Source organism: Rhodococcus sp. NCIMB 12038, from assembly GCF_002165735.1.
Taxonomy (GTDB): domain Bacteria; phylum Actinomycetota; class Actinomycetes; order Mycobacteriales; family Mycobacteriaceae; genus Rhodococcus_F.
Window position 1 is genome coordinate 43,251 of record NZ_NHML01000034.1, and the last position, 19,818, is coordinate 63,068.

The 19,818-nt window shown below is 71.1% G+C and carries 20 protein-coding genes; 5 read left to right on the forward strand and 15 right to left on the reverse strand.

What is annotated here, in order from left to right; genetic code table 11:
- Nucleotides 1-20: 20 nt before the first annotated feature.
- The 5 genes from CA951_RS35240 to CA951_RS35260 form a co-directional block, all read right to left on the reverse strand.
- Nucleotides 21-1,766, reverse strand: a complete 1,746-nt coding sequence (locus CA951_RS35240; protein ID WP_087561281.1) for a fatty acyl-AMP ligase — start codon at nt 1,764-1,766, stop codon at nt 21-23.
- Nucleotides 1,767-1,885: 119 nt separating this feature from the next.
- The gene (locus CA951_RS35245) at nt 1,886-2,413 is read right to left on the reverse strand and encodes a hypothetical protein (protein WP_087561282.1); all 528 of its coding nucleotides are present in this window, start codon (nt 2,411-2,413) and stop codon (nt 1,886-1,888) included.
- A complete protein-coding gene (locus CA951_RS35250; protein WP_087561283.1) occupies nt 2,410-2,991 on the reverse strand; it encodes a hypothetical protein in 582 nt (193 codons plus the stop codon). The genes CA951_RS35245 and CA951_RS35250 overlap by 4 nt, the downstream gene beginning before the upstream one ends.
- 59 nt (nt 2,992-3,050) lie before the next feature.
- Complete coding sequence (locus CA951_RS35255) at nt 3,051-3,761, reverse strand: TVP38/TMEM64 family protein (RefSeq protein ID WP_256974216.1); 711 nt, start codon at nt 3,759-3,761, stop codon at nt 3,051-3,053.
- Between the two features lie 47 nt (nt 3,762-3,808).
- On the reverse strand, nt 3,809-4,627 hold the full coding sequence (locus CA951_RS35260; RefSeq protein ID WP_087561285.1) for a PaaI family thioesterase: 819 nt from the start codon (nt 4,625-4,627) through the stop codon (nt 3,809-3,811).
- A 117-nt stretch (nt 4,628-4,744) separates the two neighbouring features.
- Here CA951_RS35260 and CA951_RS35265 point away from each other — a divergent pair, with 117 nt between their 5' ends.
- Genes CA951_RS35265 through meaB form a run of 3 tightly spaced genes read left to right on the forward strand, consistent with a single transcriptional unit; the run spans nt 4,745 to nt 9,928 of the window.
- Nucleotides 4,745-6,661: a methylmalonyl-CoA mutase family protein gene (locus CA951_RS35265; RefSeq protein ID WP_087561286.1), complete on the forward strand. Its 1,917-nt coding sequence runs from the start codon at nt 4,745-4,747 to the stop codon at nt 6,659-6,661.
- Nucleotides 6,658-8,922, forward strand: coding sequence for a methylmalonyl-CoA mutase (gene scpA / locus CA951_RS35270; protein ID WP_087561287.1), 2,265 nt, complete (start codon nt 6,658-6,660; stop codon nt 8,920-8,922). The genes CA951_RS35265 and scpA overlap by 4 nt, the downstream gene beginning before the upstream one ends.
- 1 nt (nt 8,923) lies before the next feature.
- Complete coding sequence (meaB, locus tag CA951_RS35275; RefSeq protein ID WP_087561288.1) at nt 8,924-9,928, forward strand: methylmalonyl Co-A mutase-associated GTPase MeaB; 1,005 nt, start codon at nt 8,924-8,926, stop codon at nt 9,926-9,928.
- Here meaB and CA951_RS35280 read toward each other — a convergent pair.
- Both CA951_RS35280 and CA951_RS35285 read right to left on the reverse strand, forming a co-directional pair.
- The gene (locus tag CA951_RS35280) at nt 9,917-10,948 is read right to left on the reverse strand and encodes a nucleoside hydrolase (protein WP_087561289.1); all 1,032 of its coding nucleotides are present in this window, start codon (nt 10,946-10,948) and stop codon (nt 9,917-9,919) included. The genes meaB and CA951_RS35280 overlap by 12 nt on opposite strands.
- Nucleotides 10,945-11,412, reverse strand: coding sequence for an OsmC family protein (locus tag CA951_RS35285; protein WP_087561340.1), 468 nt, complete (start codon nt 11,410-11,412; stop codon nt 10,945-10,947). Before CA951_RS35285 ends, CA951_RS35280 begins: the two co-directional genes overlap by 4 nt.
- Nucleotides 11,413-11,502: 90 nt before the next feature.
- Between CA951_RS35285 and CA951_RS35290 the strand changes: the two genes are divergently transcribed.
- On the forward strand, nt 11,503-12,132 hold the full coding sequence (locus CA951_RS35290; protein ID WP_087561290.1) for a maleylpyruvate isomerase family mycothiol-dependent enzyme: 630 nt from the start codon (nt 11,503-11,505) through the stop codon (nt 12,130-12,132).
- Here CA951_RS35290 and CA951_RS35295 read toward each other — a convergent pair.
- Genes CA951_RS35295 through CA951_RS35310 form a run of 5 tightly spaced genes read right to left on the reverse strand, consistent with a single transcriptional unit; the run spans nt 12,116 to nt 15,775 of the window.
- The gene (locus CA951_RS35295) at nt 12,116-12,331 is read right to left on the reverse strand and encodes a hypothetical protein (RefSeq protein ID WP_373414856.1); all 216 of its coding nucleotides are present in this window, start codon (nt 12,329-12,331) and stop codon (nt 12,116-12,118) included. The two genes, CA951_RS35290 and CA951_RS35295, sit on opposite strands and share 17 nt — an antisense overlap.
- On the reverse strand, nt 12,322-12,462 hold the full coding sequence (locus CA951_RS43640) for a hypothetical protein (protein WP_179220428.1): 141 nt from the start codon (nt 12,460-12,462) through the stop codon (nt 12,322-12,324). The genes CA951_RS35295 and CA951_RS43640 overlap by 10 nt, the downstream gene beginning before the upstream one ends.
- Nucleotides 12,459-13,319 carry a 3-methyladenine DNA glycosylase gene (locus CA951_RS35300; protein WP_087561291.1) on the reverse strand — a complete coding sequence of 287 codons (861 nt, stop codon included), beginning with the start codon at nt 13,317-13,319 and terminating at the stop codon, nt 12,459-12,461. The genes CA951_RS43640 and CA951_RS35300 overlap by 4 nt, the downstream gene beginning before the upstream one ends.
- A gap of 4 nt (nt 13,320-13,323) precedes the next feature.
- Nucleotides 13,324-14,412 carry a hemolysin family protein gene (locus tag CA951_RS35305; RefSeq protein ID WP_087561292.1) on the reverse strand — a complete coding sequence of 363 codons (1,089 nt, stop codon included), beginning with the start codon at nt 14,410-14,412 and terminating at the stop codon, nt 13,324-13,326.
- Nucleotides 14,405-15,775 carry a hemolysin family protein gene (locus CA951_RS35310; protein ID WP_087561293.1) on the reverse strand — a complete coding sequence of 457 codons (1,371 nt, stop codon included), beginning with the start codon at nt 15,773-15,775 and terminating at the stop codon, nt 14,405-14,407. Before CA951_RS35310 ends, CA951_RS35305 begins: the two co-directional genes overlap by 8 nt.
- Between CA951_RS35310 and CA951_RS35315 the strand changes: the two genes are divergently transcribed.
- Nucleotides 15,768-16,010, forward strand: a complete 243-nt coding sequence (locus tag CA951_RS35315; protein WP_256974217.1) for a hypothetical protein — start codon at nt 15,768-15,770, stop codon at nt 16,008-16,010. The genes CA951_RS35310 and CA951_RS35315 overlap by 8 nt on opposite strands.
- Nucleotides 16,011-16,081: 71 nt before the next feature.
- Here the strand turns inward: CA951_RS35315 and CA951_RS35320 are convergent, their stop codons facing one another.
- From CA951_RS35320 to CA951_RS35330, 3 genes are read right to left on the reverse strand one after another with little or no spacing between them, the layout of a single operon-like run.
- Nucleotides 16,082-17,518, reverse strand: a complete 1,437-nt coding sequence (locus CA951_RS35320) for a GuaB1 family IMP dehydrogenase-related protein (protein WP_087561295.1) — start codon at nt 17,516-17,518, stop codon at nt 16,082-16,084.
- Nucleotides 17,519-17,521: 3 nt separating this feature from the next.
- Nucleotides 17,522-18,400, reverse strand: a complete 879-nt coding sequence (locus CA951_RS35325; RefSeq protein ID WP_087561296.1) for a DMT family transporter — start codon at nt 18,398-18,400, stop codon at nt 17,522-17,524.
- A gap of 5 nt (nt 18,401-18,405) precedes the next feature.
- Nucleotides 18,406-19,803 carry a DEAD/DEAH box helicase gene (locus CA951_RS35330; protein WP_087561297.1) on the reverse strand — a complete coding sequence of 466 codons (1,398 nt, stop codon included), beginning with the start codon at nt 19,801-19,803 and terminating at the stop codon, nt 18,406-18,408.
- Nucleotides 19,804-19,818 lie beyond the last annotated feature (15 nt).

Here is a 19,818-nt window from a genome sequence, read left to right on the forward strand (position 1 = left end):
CTCCTGGTCGGTGATCGGGGTCAGGCGGGCACGGCGGTGATGGTCCGGAGGCGCTGCACCGCCGGGTCGATGTCCTCGTGCAGGACGGCGTCGACGCGGGACCGGAGGAACGAGGCGCGCATCGATCTGCGCTGGACCTTCCCGCTGGTGGTGCGGTGCACGCCGCGGCGGTCGACCAGCACCACGCTCGGCGCGTGGACGTCGAAGGTCCGGGCGACGCAGAGCCTGATCCGGCGGGCGAGTGCGGGCAGTGTCAGGTCGTCGATCAGCGCGGTCCTGACCTCGTGGATCACCAGCAGCCGCTCGTGCTGCCCGGTGTCGAGCGAGAACACCACCCCGGCGGAACCGGTGAGCGCCGGATGCAGGTCCCGCACGGCCTCCTCGACGTCCTGCGGGTACAGGTTGCGGCCGTTGACGATCAGCAGGTCCTTCAGGCGGCCGGTGACGTAGAGGTGCCCGTCGTCGAACACCCCGAGGTCGCCGGTGCGCAGGTACGGTCCGTCGCCGTCGAGGGCGGCATGGAACTTCTCCGCGGTCTCGTCGGGCCGATTCCAGTAGCCGGCGGCGACGCTGCCGCCGGAGATCCAGATCTCCCCGACCCGGCCGGGCGGTTGCTCCCGGCCGGTGTCCGGGTCGACGATGCGGATGTCGCACCCGAACGGCCTGCCGCTGCCGGCCAGCCGGGCGCCGCCGGCCTTCGGGGCCAGCTCGTGGCCCTCCAGCGCAGCCGCGTCGACATCGAGATATCTCGGGGCGCAGCCGACCTCGCTCGCGGTGGCGAGCAGCGTCGCCTCGGCCATGCCGTACGCGGTCAGGAAGGCGCCCGCCCGGAAGCCGACGGGCCCGAGCCGGTCGATCACGGCGTCGAGGGTGCGAGGCCGGATGGGTTCGGCCCCGTTCAGGGCCACCCGCACCGAGGACAGGTCCAGTCCGGTCAGTTGGTCGTCGGGGATCCGGCGGGCGACGAGGTCGTACGCGAAGTTCGGGCCGAGGGTCATGTCGGCGCGGTACCGGTCGATCAGCTGCAACCAGCGCACCGGCCGTTTGAGGAAGGCCGTCGGCGACATGAACGCGAGGTTGCCGCCGGCGTAGAGCGGCGACAGCAGCATGCCGATGAGGCCCATGTCGTGGAAGTGCGGGAGCCAGCCGGCGACGGTCACCGTGTCGTCGCCACCGGTGGCGACGGCGATGGCGGCCGCGTTGTGCAGCAGGTTTCCGTGGGTCACCATCACGCCCTTCGGTTCGCTGGTGGAACCGGAGGTGTACTGGAGGAAGGCCAGGGTGCCCGCGTCGAGGACGGGCAGGCGCCAGCGGTCGGGGTGACCGAGTTCGGCGGTGTCGGTGGTGGCGACGGAGACCGTGGCGTCGAGCCCGGACTCGCGGATCCAGCTGTCGAGCGGTTCGGCGACCGCGGACGTGGTGAGCACGAGGCGCACGTCGGCGTCCGCGAACATCGTTGCGACCCGCTGCATGCTGCGCGCGTCGTGCGGGACCGGGGCGGGCACGGCGACCACCCCGGCGTAGAGGCATCCGAGAAACGCGCGGAGGAAGTCGATTCCGTCGACGTACAGCAGCATCACCGGGTGTGCGGACTCGGGCCGCGTCGACAGCCACACCGCCAGCGCGCGGGCGTCGCGGTCCAGTTCGCGGTAGGTCACCGCCTCGGCGACGAGTTCCCGGCCGACCTCACGGTGGTAGACGTAGGACCGGTCGTCGCCGTACACGGCGACCTGGGCGCGGACGTGTGACACGAAATCGGTAGGCACGGATGTTCTCTCCCTCGGACTGGACGAGTACGACTCTCGTCCGCGCCGAGGCGGGAACCCAGCACCCCCAGGGCTGGTCTCGCGCACCCCCGGGGTGAAGGTTTCCGGACCCGGAGGGGTTACGTGATGAGGGCGCGTCCCGTTCCGCACACCGCGATCGCCCAGAGCACGCTGGTGAACGTGCCGATGATGAATTGTTCCGACGCGTGCGGTTCGCGCAGTTCCGGGTAGCGGGCCAGTCCCTTGACCGCCAGGACGACGGCGATGCCCTCCGGCCAGGCGGCGAGGATCGAGACGGCGACGGCGGCACGCTCGAGGAGGCCGATGATCCGTCCGCCGCGCAGCGGGCCGGCGTCGGGCCGCGGGTCGGATCCGGCGTCGGGCTGGCGGCGCGCGATGCGGAACGCGGCCAGTACGAGGGGCGCCCCGCCGGTGGTCGCGGCCGCGACGCACAGGACGAGGGTCGCGGCGAGGGCGAACCCGGTGACCGGTGCGGCGGCGGACGCGGCGACCGCCGCGACGGCCAGGGCGAGCACGACCACGATCGGCGCCGCCCACTGCGACATCCAGCGGGGGGCTCGGGGTGCCGCGAGCACCAGCGGTGCGAGCGCGGCGACGCCGAGGGCGAGGAGGGCGAGGGTCGTCACGTGTCCGCCTTGCGTAGGAGTCGTTCGGCCAGTCGTCGTCCCGCGGTCTCGACGTGCCAGCCCGCGGTGGAGAGGCGTTGGGAGACGGCCTGCTTGCTGATGCCCAGCGCGCGGGCCGCTTCGGTCTGGGTGGCGCCGCGGCGCATCTGCTCGACGGCCTCGCGGCCCTCCTCGGTGCGGCGCGCGACGAGGACCGCGACGAGGGCGAGCGCGGTGTCCGCGTCGGCGGCGGCGTCCGGGTCGGTGCCCTCGACGGCCACCCGGCCGGGGGCGCTCTTGGCGCGGTCGACGGCGATCCGCGCGGACTCGAACGCGGGGCCGCGTCCGGCCCGGGTCTCGGCGGGGAGGGGTTCCTCGACGGGTCCGGCGCCGATGCCGATGCTCCAGTGTTCGCGGGCGACGAGGTCGAGGGCGAGGTCGACGACGGTCGCCGGGTCCGCGACGACGGCCTGGACCTCGTCGCCGGCGGTCCGCTGGAACGGGCGGACGAGGTCGCGGTTCGCGAATTCGGTGAGGAGTTGGGCGACACGGTCGATGTCGCGGCGACTGCCGCGCTGGTCGACCGTCAACACGAACATGAGTCAAGGTTAGAAACTGGATATATCGATGTCAAGACTCAAAGCTTGACTTTGAGAGATCAAGGCTGCGGGATTGACTCGTCCTCGGCGGGGCGGTCGACGGCCGGTTCCGGCACCTCGTCGCCGGAACCGTCCAGCGGCCGCCGGGAATCCACCACCAGCCCGGCGATGCCGAGGGCGATACATACCGCGGACAGCACCAGAAGTCCCGGCTTCGTCTCCCCGGTGAGGGCGTCGCCGAGCACGACGATGCCGACGGTTCCGGGCAGCACACCGATCACGGTGGCCAGCACGTACGGGACCAGCCGGATCGAGGACACGCCGGCGCAGTAGTTCACCACGGAGAACGGGACGAACGCGATCAGCCGCAGCGACCCGACGGCGAGCCAGCCGCGCCGGGCGATCCGCTCGTCCACCCGCCGGATCGTCGGGTTGGAGATGCGCTGCCACACCACGTCCCGGCCGACGGCACGCACCAGGTAGAGGGCGAGCACCGCGCTCAGTGTCGAGGCCAGCACCGCGATCGCGATGCCCAGCCACGCGCCGAACAGCAATCCGGCACTGAGCGTGAACACCGTGCGCGGGAACGGGAACACCGTCACCACCGCGTGCACGGCGAAGAAGACGAGAGGGAAGGCGGGACCGACGGAGTGCGCCCATTCCCGCACCTGCAGCACGGACGGATGCGGGGCCAGCAGCGCCACGACGACCAGCGCGACTGCCAGTACTGCGACGCCGATCACCCTGCGGTCCCCGAGGCGTCTCTTCACAGGGCACCAGGCTACCCGGGAGACCGGTGCGGGGCGCCGCGCGCCGGTCAGGGCAGGCGGCGGCGCCCGGTCACGGTCGCCTCGACACACACCCGCCCGCCCGACGTCCCGGCCACCCGGGTCGCCGCCACCGCGCGGCCCGCCCGGATCACGTCCGCGGTGAACGTCGTGTCGCAGTCCAGGGGAACCGAGCGGAAATAGTTGATCCGCACGGACGCGGTGTCCATGTCCGCGCCCTGCCTGCTCAGGGCCGCGCTCGCCGCGAGGTCCATCGCGCAGGCCTGGACGCCGCCGTGCACGAACCCGAGTTTGTTCGCGATCAGCGGGTTCGCCGGCACCACCACCCGGGCACCGGCGTCCTCGATCCGCCCGCCGATCCAGTCGAGCGGCGCGACCCCCGGTTCCGGGAAGTCGGGAAGGGGCGCTCCGTCCGGCGCCGGCGCAGGCAGGTCCACGAAGTTGCCCCACAGGGTGCCGGTGGCGATCAGGGTGCCCGCCGCATCGTGGACGCTCGCGGTGGAGGTGCCGCCGTCGGCGGTGACCGCGAGGAGCCGGCTCTCCGCCCGCAGCGTCGGGCCCTGCCACCGCCGGGGCGTGACGACGTCCATCGACAACTCGGCCGTGACCAGGCCGTCGCGTGTTCCGCGCCGGTCCCACACGGTGAATCCGAGGAGGTCGTCGAGCAGCACGGTGAGGACGCCGCCGTAGGAGATGTCGGCGGTCTTCGCGGCGAGCGCGGAGATGTCCATGCTCATACGATTGAGTGGTTCGCCGCGGTCGTCGACGTCCCGGGTCGGTGCACCGAGCCCGAACAGCCGCTGGGTGTTCGTGCGACCGGTCACCGCCGGTTCGTGCGCAATGCTCATGACCTGAGGTTATTCATCGTGTGGTGATCCTCACGATAGGGGGCGCCGAACTGCGGCTAGCATCACAGTCACACAACGTATTGATCGATCGCTCATCAGGGAGAGGAAGCCGACACCGTGTCACTAGCTTCAGAAACCGAGGAAGCTGCGCGGGCATACGCCGACTGGCAGCACTCCGTGGCCGGAGTCCTCGCGAAGTCGCGTCGGATCGACGCCGCGGAACTCGGTCCGGAACCCCAGAAGCTCCTCGAGACCGTCACCTACGACGGTGTCACCGTCGCACCGCTGTACAGCCCCCGCGACGAGCGCCCGGAGCAGCCCCTGCCCGGCACCTTCCCTTACGTGCGCGGCGCCGACGCCACCCGCGACGTCAACGCCGGCTGGCTGGTCAGCGCCCGCTTCGGTGACGGCGCGGAGGCGGCGGACGTCAACCGCTCCGTCCTGGACTCCCTGGAGAACGGTGTCAGCGCCCTGTGGCTCGCCGTCGGCGGCGCCGACCTTCCCGTCCGGTCCCTGGAGACGGCCCTCGACGGTGTGCTCCTCGACCTGGCCCCGCTGACCCTCGACGCCGGCACCGACGCACCGCTCGCGGCGCGGGCGCTGTTCGCGCTGCTCGACGCGCGTGCCGCCGCCGGAGACGGGGTCACCGACCGCACCGCGGTGCGCGTCGACCTCGGGGTCGCACCGCTCACGAGCGCGTTCGCCGGCACCGCCGACGTGGAACTCGGTGACGCGGTGACCCTCGCCACCGAGGCCGCCGCCCGGTCCGAGAGCGTGCGGGCGATCGCCGTGGACGGCACCGCATTCCACGACGCCGGCGCCTCCGACGCCGAGGAACTCGGCGCGTCGATCGCGGCCGGTCTCGAGTACCTGCGGGTGCTCACCGCGAGCGGACTGACCATCGGGCAGGCGCTCGGGCAGCTCGGCTTCCGGTTCTCGGCCACCGACGACCAGTTCCAGACCATCGCCAAGTTCCGTGCCGCGCGGCTGGTGTGGGCGCGGATCGCCCAGGTGTGCGGCGCCTCCGACTTCGGTGGCGCCCCGCAGCACGCCGTCACGTCCGCCGCCATGATGGCGCAGCGCGACCCGTGGGTGAACATGCTCCGCACCACCCTCGCCGCGTTCGGTGCCGGTGTCGGCGGCGCGGACGCCGTCACGGTGCTCCCGTTCGACTCCGCACTGCCCGCCGGGGCGCTGGGGGTGTCGAAGACCTTCGCCGCGCGCATCGCCCGCAACACCCAGCTGCTGCTGCTCGAGGAGTCGCACCTCGGCCGGGTGCTCGATCCCGCGGCCGGGTCCTGGTACGTCGAGGACCTCACCCAGCAGGTGGCGGCCAAGGCGTGGGAGTTCTTCCAGCAGATCGAGGCGGCCGGCGGTTACCTCGCCGCCCTCGACGCGGGCCTGATCGGCGAACGCATCTCTTCCACTCGCGCGCAACGTGATTCGGACATCGCGCACCGCAAGACCACGGTCACCGGGGTCAACGAGTTCCCGAACCTCGGCGAGGCCCCGCTGCCCGCGGGCGCCTCCGACACGGGCCGCGTCGCCCGGTACGCCGCCGCGTTCGAGGCGCTGCGGGACCGCTCCGACGCGTACCTGGCGGCCCACGGTGCGCGACCTGCCGTCTTCCTGGCCCCCCTCGGACCCGTCGCCGAGCACAACGTGCGGACCACGTTCAGCGCGAACCTGCTGGCGTCGGGTGGCATCGAGGCCCTCAACCCCGGACCCCTCGCGATCGGTGACGGCAGCATCGCCGCCGCCGCGAAGGATTCCGGCGCCGGGATCGCCGTGATCTGCGGTACCGACAAGCGGTACGCCGCCGAGGCCACGGCCGCGGTGGAGGAACTGCGCGCCGCCGGAATCGGCACCGTGCTGCTCGCCGGCCCGGAGAAGGTCGTCGCCGACGCGGACGGCGCCGCCCGGCCCGACGGATTCGTCACCGCCCGCATCGACGCAGTCTCGGTCCTGTCCGGCCTGCTCGACACCATCGAGAGCCCGAGCGACTCCTCGGGCGACACAGGGAGCAAGAAGTGACTACTCGCGAGGTCAAGCACGCGATCGGCAGCTTTGCCGAAGTGCCACTGGAGGATCCGCAGTCTCCGCAGCCGTCCGCTCCGACGCCGGAGCAGACGGACGAGCTGATCGCGTCCGCCGCGGCGGCGAACCACTACAGCCCGGAACAGGTGGTGTGGTCCACCCCCGAGGGCATCGACGTCAAACCGGTCTACACCAAGGCCGACCGGGACGCCGCCGAGGCCGAAGGCTACCCGCTCGGCAGTTTCCCGGGCGCCGCGCCGTTCGTGCGCGGGCCGTACCCCACCATGTACGTGAACCAGCCGTGGACGATCCGCCAGTACGCGGGCTTCTCCACCGCCGCCGAATCCAACGCCTTCTACCGCCGCAACCTCGCGGCCGGGCAGAAGGGTCTGTCGGTGGCGTTCGACCTGGCCACACACCGCGGCTACGACTCCGACCACCCGCGCGTGCAAGGCGACGTCGGCATGGCCGGGGTGGCGATCGACTCGATCCTGGACATGCGTCAGCTGTTCGACCACATCCCGCTCGACAGTGTCAGCGTCTCGATGACCATGAACGGTGCGGTGCTGCCGATCCTCGCGCTGTACGTCGTGGCCGCCGAGGAGCAGGGTGTCGCCCCGGAGCAGCTGGCCGGAACCATTCAGAACGACATTCTGAAGGAGTTCATGGTCCGCAACACCTACATCTACCCGCCGAAGCCGTCGATGCGGATCATCTCCGACATCTTCGCGTACACCAGCGCGAAGATGCCGAAGTTCAACTCGATCTCCATCTCCGGCTACCACATCCAAGAAGCCGGAGCCACCGCCGACCTGGAGTTGGCGTACACCCTCGCGGACGGTGTCGAATACATCCGCGCCGGCCTCGACGCGGGCATGGAGATCGACAAGTTCGCGCCGCGGCTGTCGTTCTTCTGGGCGATCGGCATGAACTTCTTCATGGAGGTCGCGAAGCTCCGCGCCGGCCGCCTGCTGTGGAGTGAACTGGTCGCGAAGTTCGAACCGAAGTCCGCGAAATCGTTGTCGCTGCGCACCCACTCGCAGACGTCCGGCTGGTCGCTGACCGCGCAGGACGTGTACAACAACGTGGCCCGCACGTGCGTCGAGGCGATGGCGGCGACCCAGGGGCACACCCAGTCGCTGCACACCAACGCACTCGACGAGGCCCTCGCCCTGCCGACGGACTTCTCCGCCCGCATCGCCCGCAACACCCAGTTGCTGCTGCAGCAGGAGTCGGGGACCGTCCGTCCCATCGACCCCTGGGGCGGTTCGCATTACGTCGAGTGGCTCACCCACCAGCTGGCGAACCGGGCGCGCGCGCACATCGCCGAGGTCGAAGAAGCCGGCGGCATGGCGCAGGCGATCAGCGAGGGCATCCCGAAGCTGCGCATCGAGGAGGCCGCGGCCCGCACCCAGGCCCGTATCGACTCCGGCCGGCAGCCGCTGATCGGCGTCAACAAGTACGTGCCGGACGAGGCCGACGAGATCGAGGTCCTCAAGGTCGAGAACTCGCGGGTCCGCAAGGAACAGCTCGAGAAACTGGACCGGCTGCGCGCCGACCGGGACTCGGGAGCCGTCGAGGCGGCGCTCGCGGAACTGAGCCGCGCCGCCGCCGCCACCGAGGGTGGTATGGAGAACAATCTGCTGGCGCTGGCGATCGATGCGGCCCGGGCGAAGGCCACGGTCGGGGAGATCTCCGAGGCGCTGGAGAAGGTATACGGGCGTCACCAGGCCGAGATCCGCACCATCAGCGGGGTGTACCGGGACGAGGCCGGGAAGGTCGACAACATCAACAAGGCAACCGAACTCGTCGAGAAGTTCGCAGAGGAGGAGGGCCGGCGTCCCCGTGTCCTCATCGCGAAGATGGGGCAGGACGGTCACGACCGCGGCCAGAAAGTGATCGCCACGGCCTTCGCGGACATCGGATTCGACGTGGACGTCGGACCGCTGTTCCAGACCCCGGAAGAGGTCGCCAACCAGGCGGCCGACAACGACGTCCACGTGGTCGGTGTGTCGTCGCTGGCCGCAGGTCACCTCACGCTGGTGCCTGCGCTCCGGGAAGCACTCGCGGCGGCGGGACGCCCCGACATCATGATCGTGGTCGGTGGCGTCATCCCGCCCGGCGATTTCGCCGAACTGTACGAGGCCGGTGCCGCGGCGATCTTCCCACCCGGGACGGTCATCGCGGACGCCGCCAGCGGTCTGCTCGAGAAGCTGGCCGCGCAGCTCGGCCACGACCTGACGGGCACCCCGGAATAGCATGGGGCGGCCTCCAGTCGACATCGATGCCCTCGCCCAGGCCGTGCGCGCCAATCAGCGCGCCGGCCTGGCGAAGGCCATCACCCTGGTCGAATCCACCCGCACCGATCACCGGGAGGCGGCGCAGCGGCTGCTGCTCGAGCTGCTGCCGGAGTCGGGGAAGGCGCACCGGGTCGGGATCACCGGGGTGCCCGGCGTCGGGAAGTCCACGTTCATCGACGCGCTCGGGATGCACCTGATCGGGCAGGGGCACCGGGTGGCGGTCCTGGCCGTCGACCCGTCGTCGACGCGCACCGGCGGGTCGATCCTGGGCGACAAGACGCGGATGGCGCGGCTGACCGTCGAGAAGGACGCCTACATCCGGCCGTCCCCGACGTCGGGGACCCTCGGCGGGGTCGCGAAGGCGACCCGCGAGACGATCGTGCTGCTCGAGGCGGCCGGTTTCGACGTGATCCTCGTCGAGACGGTCGGTGTCGGGCAGTCCGAGGTGACGGTCGCGAACATGGTGGACTGCTTCTGCTTCCTCACCTTGGCCCGCACCGGCGACCAGTTGCAGGGCATCAAGAAGGGTGTCCTCGAACTCGCCGACCTCGTCGCCGTGAACAAGGCGGACGGCAAGCACGAGCGGGAGGCGAAGGGCGCCGCCCGGGAACTCGCCGGGGCGCTGCGCCTGATCTATCCGCACGACGCCGTCTGGACGCCCCCGGTGATCACGATGAGCGGTCTCGAGGGTGTCGGTCTCGAGGACTTCTGGAACACCGTCTGCAAGCACCGTGAGGTGCTGACCGCGGCCGGTCAGTTCGAGGAGAACCGGCGCCGCCAGCAGGTGGACTGGACGTGGACGATGGTCAACGACCAGCTGCTGCGCCGCCTCGCGTCGAACACGAGGGTCAAGGCGATCCGCGGCGACGTCGAACAGCGGGTGCGGGACGGGTCCCTGACGGCGGCGCTGGCCGCCGCCGAGATCCTCGACGCGTTCGACGGTACGGACTCCTCAGCCGACTGATTTCGCGAAGCGCCCGACCCGGTCGACGAGATCGTCGAAGAATGCGGCCGGGTCGGTGCTCACCGCGATGTCGACGTTGGGTTCCCGGTTCCAGTGGCCCACCCAGTCGGCGACCGTGGTGCCGCGGGTGAGGCGGCCGTGCAGTTCGACGTCGACGGTCGCGGGCCGGGTCCGGGTGATCGCCGGGTTCAGTGCCACGGCCGCCGCGAACGGGTCGTGCATGTGCGCGAGGAATCCCTGGTCGTGGGTGCGGTGGAAGTCCATGTAGAACCGGATGGCGTCGGACAGGTGCCGGATCACGGCGTTGCTCGCGGTCGAACGCACCTGCGGGCCGTCGTCGGGGGAGATGATCTCGGCGGGGGTGCTGCCGGCCGCCTCCGCGAGCCGCCGCACGTGGTCCGGTGTCATCTCGATCGTCTCGGTGACGTCCAGCCCGCACAGGATGGGACGCCTGCCCTCGGGGAGACCGGAGAAGGCGTCGAACACTTCCTTGGCCGCCTCCGGGTCCACCGACACGTTCCATTCGCTGGTGGGGGTGGTGTTGCCGGGGTGGTTGAACGCCCCGCCCATCACGACGAGGCGCCGCAGCAGCCGGGGCAGTTCCGGTTCCTCGCGGATCGCGAGGGCCAGGTTCGTCAGCGGCCCGGTCACCAGCCCGGTCAGCTCCCCGGGAGCGTCCCGGACCAGGTCCACCCACAGGGTGGTCGCGTCCCGCTCGGACAGCGACCGCCCGGACGCGGGCAGGACGGCGTACCCGATGCCCTGCGGGCCGTGCGTGTCCTCGGTGGTGCGCAGCGGACAGGTCAGCGGCACCCGGGCACCGAGCGCCACCTCGACGTCCGGTGCCCCGCACAGTTCGAGCCAGTTCAGGTTGTTCGCCGCGACCTGCTCGACGGGCACGTTGCCCGCGGTGCTGGCGATGCCCGCGATCTCGGCCTCCGGGCTGGCCAGCAGATACAGCAGGGCGAGGGAGTCGTCGATGCCGGTGTCGACGTCGACGATCAGCCGCTGCCTGCTCACGCCGTCACCACCGTCGGCCGGTGGTGCACGGGGAACGCGACCGACCGGGCGATGAAGCACTTCGCGTGCGCCCGGGCGTGCAGCGACTCGGCGCGCGCGGTCATCGCCGCCTCCGCGACGGTCACCGTGGGATGCAGCACCACCTCGGTGAATTCGCCTGACCCGTCCGGGTGTTCGACCATCGTGCCCGTCGGGTCGTCCCGGTAGTCGACGACGACCACACCGGCCGCGGCGGCCAGACCCAGATACCAGAGCATGTGGCACTGCGACAGCGACGCGACGAGCAGTTCCTCCGGATTCCAGCGGGTGGCATCGCCGCGGAACGACGGGTCGGCGCTGCCCGGCAGATCGGGTTTCCCGCCGGCCGCGATCACGTGGTCCCGGTCGTAGGTGTCCGGGCCCGACGTCCCCGTCCCGCGGTTGCCGGTCCAGGTGACCGTCAGCGTGTAGTCGTGTGTGCTCACCCGGCCATTCTTCACGGCCGCGCGATGAGTTTCGCGGGCGGGCACGGTCTGTTTACGTAGAGCACGAGACGGCGACCGGAGGAGACGGACATGGCACGGGATACGGCACCGGACTGGGTCGCGGGGGAGCGGCGCGACCTGGCGTCGATGCTGGCGGGACTGACGCCGGAGCAATGGGATGCGCCGTCGCTGTGCGCGGGGTGGCGCACCCGGGAGGTGATCGCGCACATCACCATGCCGTACCGCCTGTCGACGCCGCGGATCCTGCTGAAGATGGTGAAGGCGCGCGGCAAATTCAACCGGATGTCGGACGCGCAGGCCCGCGAGGACGCTCGGACCCTGACCGCCGACGCGCTGCTGCGCACACTGGAGGAGAACGTCACGCACCCGTGGAAGCCGCCGGGCGGCGGCTTCGAGGGGGCACTGTCGCACGACGTGATCCACGGTCTCGACGTGTCGGTCGCGCTCGGCCTGGGCAGGTGGGTCCCGGACGACCGCCTCGACCGGGTCCTCGGCGGCGTCGGCCCGAAGCACGTGAAGTACTTCGGCGTCGACCTGACGGGCGTGCAGTTGACCGCGGACGATCGGGCCTGGACCTTCGGTGCGGGTGCGCCGCTGCGCGGTTCCGCCCAGGACCTGCTCCTCGTGTTGTGCGGTCGCCGGTTGCCGCCGGGGCATCTGGGCGGGGAACCGAGCGCACGGTTCACGGCGACGGGGTGAGCCCGGGCCAGGCGGGGGCGTCGCCGCCCCAGGGCCGGGCCGGGAACGGGTAGTCGTCGAATTCGGCCAGGGCGGGCCGGGCCGTGACCAGGTCGCCGTGCGCGGTGAGACAGCGGGGTCCGGGCACCGCCGGCGGCGGCGGATCCTCGATTCGGCCGTCCGCGGTCAGCAGCCATGCCGCGGTGCGGGTCAGGGACACGTCGACGGAGCGAGCCGCCACCGCCGGGGGTCGCGACCGTGCGCGCGGTCGAACCGGTCGACGGCGCCGGTGAGGGCGGTCAGCGAACCGGCCGCCAGGTAGTCCCCGGGGTCGGACAGCGGGGGAGTCACGGCCCCACGGCAGCGAGCAGCCGGCGGCACCGGTCGTGCAACGCGGCCCGCAGCGGGGCGGCGCGGGCGGCCAGCGCCGCCTGCTCCCGGACGTATTCGGCGCGGCCGTGCGGGGTCTCGATCGGGATCGGGGTGTAGCCGTACCCGCTGAGGTCGTACGGGCTGGCCCGCATGTCGAGTTCCCGTGCGGCGAGGGCCAGTTCGAAGCAGTCGACGGTCAGGTCCGAGTCGATCATCGGCGCCAGCTTGTGGCAGTACTTGTACAGATCCATGGACGCGTGCAAGCACCCGGGCTGCTCCCGCTCCAGCTGGTCGGCCCGGGTCAGCGGCACACTGTTCCGCGGTTCGGCGGCCGGGGTGAAGAAGCGGTACGCGTCGTAGTGGGTGCAGCGCAGTTGCAGTGACTCCACCACGGAGTCGGTGCCGCCCGCCCCGAGCCGCAGCGGCACACTGTCGTGCCGCACCTCCTCGGACCGGTAGACCATCGCCCACTCGTGCAGACCGAAGCAGGACAGGTGCGTGGGCCGCGCGGTGGTCGCCTCCATCAGTCGTGCGGTGAAGGCGACCGTGTCCGAGCGGCGCCGCAGGAACTCCGGGTCGACGGTGACCCCGGCGTCGGTGCGGTGATATCCGCGGAGTTCGGCGTACTCGTCCCCGCCGGTGAGGACGGTGCCCCATCCGGCGTGCCAGCGGAGCAGTTGGTTCGGCCGGTAGCTGTAATACGTGAACAGGAAGTCGTTCACCGGGTGGCTTTCCCCGCGGTCGCGCCGCTCCACGTGCGGCCCGATCAGCGCGGACACCCTCGCCCGGTGCCGGTCGCGGCGAGGGATCCATTCCGACGCGTCCAGAACGTTCATCCGATCAGCTCGTTCGCTGTCCCGGATTGACGCCGTTGTTGCGGTGGGTGCCGTCGCGGACGGTGCCCACGTATTCCTCGACGAGGTCCTCGAGGGCGACGATGCCGACGATCTGCCCCGACGGGTCCGCCGCCGCACCCAGGTGGGAGCTGGCACGGCGCAGACTGGCCAGTGCCTCCGCGAGCGGGGTGGTGGTCGACATCCGCGGCAGCGGGCGGATGTCCGACCGCGGAATCAGGGTGTCGGGTCCGGCCTCCTCGTCGAGGATGTCGTCGAGCACGTCCTTCAGGTGCAGATACCCGACCAGTGACCCGTCCTCGGCGCGCACCGGGTACCGGGAGTACCCGGTTTCGACGACGGCCTGCTCGATGGCGCCGAGCCGGGTGCCGCCCTCCGTCAGGGGGATGGTCCGTGCCTCGCTCAGCGGGATCATCACCTCGGTGACCGTTCGGTCCGTGGTCTCCAGCGCCTGGGTGAGCCGGCGGTGTTCCTCCGCGTCGATCAGTCCTTCGGACCGGGATTCGCCGATCATCTCGGACAGTTCGACCGCCGATACGGTGACGTCGAGTTCGTCCTTCGGCTCCACCCGCAGCATCCGCAGCGTCAGGTTGGCGCACAGGTTGTAGAACGAGATCAGTGGCCGGGCCAGCTTGATGAACATCAGGTGCACCGGGATCAGCAGCATCGCCGTCCGCTCCGGGCCCGCCAATGCGATGTTCTTCGGCACCATCTCACCGAGCAGGATGTGCAGCACCACGACGAGCGCCAGCGCGATCGTGAACGCGATCGGGTGCAGCAGTCCGGCGGGCAGCCCGACCGCGTCCAGCGGGACCTCGAGGAGATGTGCGATCGCCGGTTCGGCAACCTTGCCGAGCAGGATCGAGCAGATGGTGATGCCGAGCTGCGCGGCAGCCAGCATCAGCGACAGGTTCTCGCCCGCGAGGATCACGGTGCGGGCGCGTTTCTTACCCTGCGACTCGAGGGCCTCGAGCCGGTCGCGGCGGGCCGAGATCAGCGCGAACTCGGCGCCGACGAAGAACGCGTTGCCCGCGAGCAGCACGAACGTGAGCAGCACACCGAACAGGTCACTCATCGTCGTCCTCCTCGCTGCGGGTGTCGGTGGTCTCGTCGGGTTTCGGGGTGAGCAGCACCCGGTCGATGCGCCTGCCGTCCATGTGGGTCACGGTGGCGACCCACCGGCCGCCGGGGTCGTGCGCCCCCTCGTACAGCGGGAGTTGCACCTCGTCGCCCTCGTCGGGGATCCGTCCGAGTTCGGTGAGCACGAGACCGCCGAGGGTTTCGTATTCCCCCTCGGGTGCGGTGTAGCCGGTGGTCTCGGAGATCTCGTCGACGCGCAGCAGCCCGGAGCAGGACCAGCTGTCGCCGATCCGCTGGACGTCGATCTCCGGTTCGTCGTGCTCGTCGCGGACGTCGCCGACGATTTCCTCGATCAGGTCCTCCATCGTGACCATTCCGGCGGTGCCGCCGTATTCGTCGACGACGAACGCGACCTGCATGCCGTCGGACCGGATCCGTTCCATCAGGGTGTCGCCGTCCAGGCTGGACGGCACCACCGGCACCCTCTGGGCCAGCGTGTTGAGGCGGGTGGTGCGGCGGCGTTGCGCGGTCACCGCGAACGCGTGCTTGATGTGGACGATGCCGACGGCGTCGTCCAGGTCGCCGTCGACGACCGGAAAGCGGGAGAAGCCGGTGCGGGCGGCGGTGTCGATCAGGTCGGCCACCGTGTCCGTGGTGGACAGGGTTTCGATCTTCACGCGCGGGGTCATCAGTTCCTCCGCGGTGCGTTCGCCGAACCGCAGCGAGCGGTTGACCAGCAGTGCGGTGCCCTTGTCGATGGCGCCGCGCTGCGCGGACGTCCGCACGAGCGAACCGAGTTCCTGCGGGGACCGCGCGGACCGCAACTCCTCGGCCGGTTCGATGCCGAGGCGTCGCACCAGCCAGTTCGCGCTTCCGTTGAGCCCGTTGATGGCCCATTTGAAGATCAGCGAGAACGCGGCCTGCATCCCGGCCGTCGCCCGCGCCGTGGGCAGGGGGTGCGCGATGGCGAGGTTCTTCGGGACGAGCTCGCCGAACACCATCGAGAACGACGTCGCGAGAATCAGGGCGATCACCAAAGACGTTGCTGCGGCGGCCGATTCACTGAACCCGATCGCGGACAGTACCGGGGTGATGAAGCGGGCGAGGACCGGTTCGGACAGGTAGCCGGTGATCAGCGTGGTGATCGTGATGCCGAGCTGCGCCCCTGACAACTGGAACGACAGCGTGCGGTGGGCGTGCTGCACCTGCCGGGCCCGCCGGTCACCGGTGCGGGCGTGCGAGTCGACGGTGCTGCGTTCGAGGGCGGTGAGGGAAAACTCGGCCGCCACGAACAACGCGGTACCCGCGGTCAGGGCGAGAAAGCCGAGCAGAGCGAGAATGCTGAGCGCGATGTCCATGGGTCATCGCCGCCGAGCGGAGGAACGGGGGTCGCCGGGTTTGTCACCCGGCTCGATAGAGGAGCCCTCCGAACCGGCGGAATCGGAGTCCGATTCCACGGAGCAGGAGGGGACGACACTCCCGGAGACGGCGGGGGGAGCGCTTGCTGCGTATGTGGGTGCCGCGGGCACCGGAGTCCTCTCGTTCGGCCTCGACGGCCCGGACGGGTCCGGCGCCGAGAACTGGTGTGGTTGAGCGACCCATGATACCGGGGGATGTCCGGTTCCGTGGAACAGGACACCCACCGGCACTTCAGGATGCAGTCGTCACCAGCCGGAAGGCAGCGGGCGGCCCTCGGCGAACCCGGCGGCGGACTGCACACCGAGAACGGCCCGCTCGTGCAGTTCCGCCAGCGTCCGCGCGCCCGCGTACGTGCAGGTGCTGCGCACCCCGGAACAGATGTGGTCGATGAGGTCCTCGACGCCGGGACGTTCCGGGTCCAGGCGCATCCGGGAACTCGAAATACCCTCCTCGAACAGCCCTTTCCGGGCCCGGTCGAACGCGGTGTCGGTGGCGGTCCGCGCCGCGACCGCGCGCTTGGAGGCCATCCCGAAGCTCTCCTTGTACGCGTTGCCGGACTGGTCCACGCGCAGGTCGCCGGGCGACTCGTAGGTGCCGGCAAACCACGACCCGATCATCACGTTCGACGCGCCCGCGGCCAGGGCGAGCGCCACGTCGCGGGGGTGACGGACGCCTCCGTCCGCCCACACGTGCGCACCCATCGCGCGGGCCTGCGCGGCGCATTCCTCGACGGCGGAGAACTGCGGCCTGCCCACCCCGGTCATCATGCGGGTCGTGCACATCGCGCCCGGCCCGACCCCGACCTTCACGATGTCGGCGCCCGCGTCGATCAGGTCCCGGGTGCCGGCGGCGGACACGACGTTGCCTGCGACCAGCGGCACCCCGAGATCGGCCTTCTTCAGTGCGCCGAGGACGTCGATCATCTTCTGCTGGTGACCGTGGGCGGTGTCGACGACCAGCAGGTCGGCCCCGGCGTCGACGAGGGCGCGCGCCTTCGCGGCGACGTCGCCGTTGACGCCGACGGCCGCGGCCACCCGCAGATTCCCGTTGCCGTCGACGGCGGGCTGGTAGATGCCGTCCCGGATGGCGCCGGTGCGGGTGAGGACGCCGGCGAGTGTGCCGTCCGGGTGCACGATCACCGCGAGGGCGTCGTGCGTGCCGTCGAGGAGTTCGAACACCTCGCGCGGCGACGCGGAGACGGGGGCGGTGACGAAGTCGGTGAGCGCCACCGCGCGCAGTCGCGCGAACCGGTCGACGTCCGCGCAGGAGGCTTCGGTGACGACACCGACGGGGCGGTCGTCCTCGACGACGACAACGGCGCCGTGCGCTCGCTTCGGCAGCAGCGCCAGCGCGTCGGACACGGCCGCGTCGGGGCCGAGGGTGACCGGGGTGTCGGCGACCAGGTGCCTGCTCTTGACGAAGGACACGGTCTCCGCGACGGCGCGGGCGGGAAGGTCCTGCGGGAGGACCACCAGACCGCCACGGCGGGCGACGGTTTCGGCCATGCGGCGCCCGGACACCGCCGTCATGTTGGCGACGACGATCGGGATGGTGGTGCCCGAACCGTCCGCGGTGGCCAGGTCGACGTCGAATCGCGACGTGACCTCGGTGCGGTTCGGCACCAGGAACACGTCGTCGTACGTCAGGTCATAGGGAGGGCGATGCCCGTCGAGGAACTGCACATTTCAGGACGATACCGGGGAAATTGCAGCGGTGTCGGATGTCCGCTGGGCCTGCGACCTGGACAGTCCGATCGTGGCCACCAGCATCACGGCGACCGAGCAGCCGACCACCACGAGTCCGGGGCCTTCGACCCGCAGGCGTTCGTCGAGGACGGTCATGCCGAGGAACACGGCGGCGAGCGGTTCGGCGATGGTCAGCGCGGGCAGCGACGCGGACAGCGGCCCCACCTGGAAGCCGCGCTGCTGCAGATACACCCCGGCCAGCCCGGCGGCGACCAGCGCCCACGCCTGCCAGCTGCTCAGCACCGCCCACAACCCGCGGGGGACGAGTTCGACGACATACTTGGTGAACGCGACGGCCACCCCGTACAGGATGCCGCCCGCCCCGCCGAGCAGCAGGGCCCGCCACCCGGGGTCGATCTTCGTCATTCCCGCCGCGGCCGCGACCGCCACCACGGCGAGCAGGATGCCGAGGGGCACCACCCATTCCCGGAACGGGGCGTCGATGTTGCCCTCGGTGGGGTCGCCGATCACCAGGAAGATCGCGAGCGCGACGGCCAGCGCGACGGCGAGCGCCCAGGTGGTGCGGCTGAGCCGGTACCCGGAGAATTTCGCCGACAGCGGCAACGCGAACAGCAGCGCGGTGACCAGCAGCGGCTGCACCACGAGAACCGACCCCAGCGCCAGCGCCACCGCCTGCATCACGTAGCCGCCGCCGTCGCCGAAGATGCCGGCCCACCAGCGGGGACTGCGCAGCAGGGTGGACAGGAACGCGGCGTCCTCGGGGACCTCGGACGCCGCACTCTGCTGCGCGACCGACGCGCACGCGAACAACAGCGCCGCGATCAGCGCGCACACGACCGACGCGAACGGCAGGGACATGCCTCTCAGTGTGCCCCGCGGTTGCGGTGTCCGTGGGGAGTTGACGCAGGTCCGGGTTTCCGGCCGCGGCGTGCACCCGACCGGGCCGCCCCGCTGTCGCCGGGCCTGCCGCGGCGGGCGGCGCGACCCGCGGGGTCGTGCGCCTGCCTGCCCTTCCTCGGGGTGTCCTGCGCGGGCGCCCGGGTGTCCGGTGCGGCGACCGCCTTGCCGGTGGGGCGGCGGGCCCCGGTGAGCTCTGCCAGCACCCGGTCACCCGGCCGCACCGGGGTGCCGGTGATGTCGAGACCGGCCTTGCGGGTCAGCTTCTCGACCGCGTCCCGCTCGTCCTCGGTGACGAGGGTGACCACGACGCCGGACTCGCCCGCGCGGGCGGTGCGTCCCGCCCGGTGCAGGTAGTCCTTGGCCTCGGTGGGCGGATCGACGTGGACGACGAGCGTGATGCCGTCCACGTGGATGCCGCGGGCCGCCACGTCGGTGGCCACCAGGACGGGGGTGGTGCCGTCGGCGAACGAGGCCAGGGTGCGGGTGCGGTTGTTCTGGGCCTTTCCGCCGTGCAGGGCGCCGGCCGCGACGCCGGCGGCGTGCAGTTCCTGCGCCACCCGGTCCACGCCGTATTTGGTACGCACGAACATCAACGTCCGGCCCGGTCGTGAACCGATATGTGCCACAACGGAATACTTGTCCTGCCGGTCGACGTACAGCAGGTGGTGCCGCATCGTCGGCACCGCCGCCGCGGCCGGCGCAGTCGAATGCGTCACCGGGTCGTGCAGGTACCGGCGGACGAGGGTGTCGACCTCCCCGTCCAGGGTCGCCGAGAACAGCAGCCGCTGCCCCCCGGCAGGGGTCTTGTCGAGGATCGCCGTGACCTGCGGCAGGAACCCCAGGTCGGCCATGTGGTCGGCCTCGTCGAGTGCCAGCACCGTCACGTCGTCCAGGGACACCGAGCCCTGCGCCAGGTGGTCGGCGAGGCGACCCGGCGTCGCGATCAGCAGGTCGACACCCCGCGACAGCGTCTCGACCTGCCGTTTGATCGGAACCCCGCCGACGACGTTCGCCACCCGCAACCCCACCGACAGGGCCGGCTCGTCCAGGGCGCGTTCGATCTGCAGCGCCAGTTCGCGGGTGGGCACCAGCACGACGCCGCGCGGGTACCCACGCCTGCCGGCGGCGCCCTTGAGGCGCACGAGCATCGGCAACCCGAACGCGAGGGTCTTCCCGGACCCGGTCGGCGCCCGGCCCAGCACGTCCCGGCCCTCGAGGACGTCGGGAATGGTGGCCGCCTGGATCGGGAACGGTGCGGCGATGCCGCCGCGGGCGAGGGCGTGGGTCATCACCGCGGGGAGACCGAGCGCGAGGAACGTCTCACCCACCGGTGCGGGCGAGGCGAACTCGTCTTCGGGCATATCCAGAAGGCTACC

Excerpts from the sequence above, each read along its gene's own strand:
- CA951_RS35250 (WP_087561283.1), bottom strand. The coding sequence starts at position 2,991 with ATGTTCGTGTTGACGGTCGACCAGCGCGGCAGTCGCCGCGACATCGAC.
- CA951_RS35330 (WP_087561297.1), bottom strand. The coding sequence starts at position 19,803 with ATGCCCGAAGACGAGTTCGCCTCGCCCGCACCGGTGGGTGAGACGTTC.
- meaB (WP_087561288.1), top strand. The coding sequence starts at position 8,924 with ATGGGGCGGCCTCCAGTCGACATCGATGCCCTCGCCCAGGCCGTGCGC.
- CA951_RS35305 (WP_087561292.1), bottom strand. The coding sequence starts at position 14,412 with ATGAGTGACCTGTTCGGTGTGCTGCTCACGTTCGTGCTGCTCGCGGGC.
- CA951_RS35300 (WP_087561291.1), bottom strand. The coding sequence starts at position 13,319 with ATGAACGTTCTGGACGCGTCGGAATGGATCCCTCGCCGCGACCGGCAC.
- CA951_RS35325 (WP_087561296.1), bottom strand. The coding sequence starts at position 18,400 with ATGTCCCTGCCGTTCGCGTCGGTCGTGTGCGCGCTGATCGCGGCGCTG.
- CA951_RS35315 (WP_256974217.1), top strand. The coding sequence starts at position 15,768 with ATGTCCATGGGTCATCGCCGCCGAGCGGAGGAACGGGGGTCGCCGGGT.
- CA951_RS35260 (WP_087561285.1), bottom strand. The coding sequence starts at position 4,627 with ATGAGCATTGCGCACGAACCGGCGGTGACCGGTCGCACGAACACCCAG.
- CA951_RS35290 (WP_087561290.1), top strand. The coding sequence starts at position 11,503 with ATGGCACGGGATACGGCACCGGACTGGGTCGCGGGGGAGCGGCGCGAC.
- CA951_RS35310 (WP_087561293.1), bottom strand. The coding sequence starts at position 15,775 with ATGGACATCGCGCTCAGCATTCTCGCTCTGCTCGGCTTTCTCGCCCTG.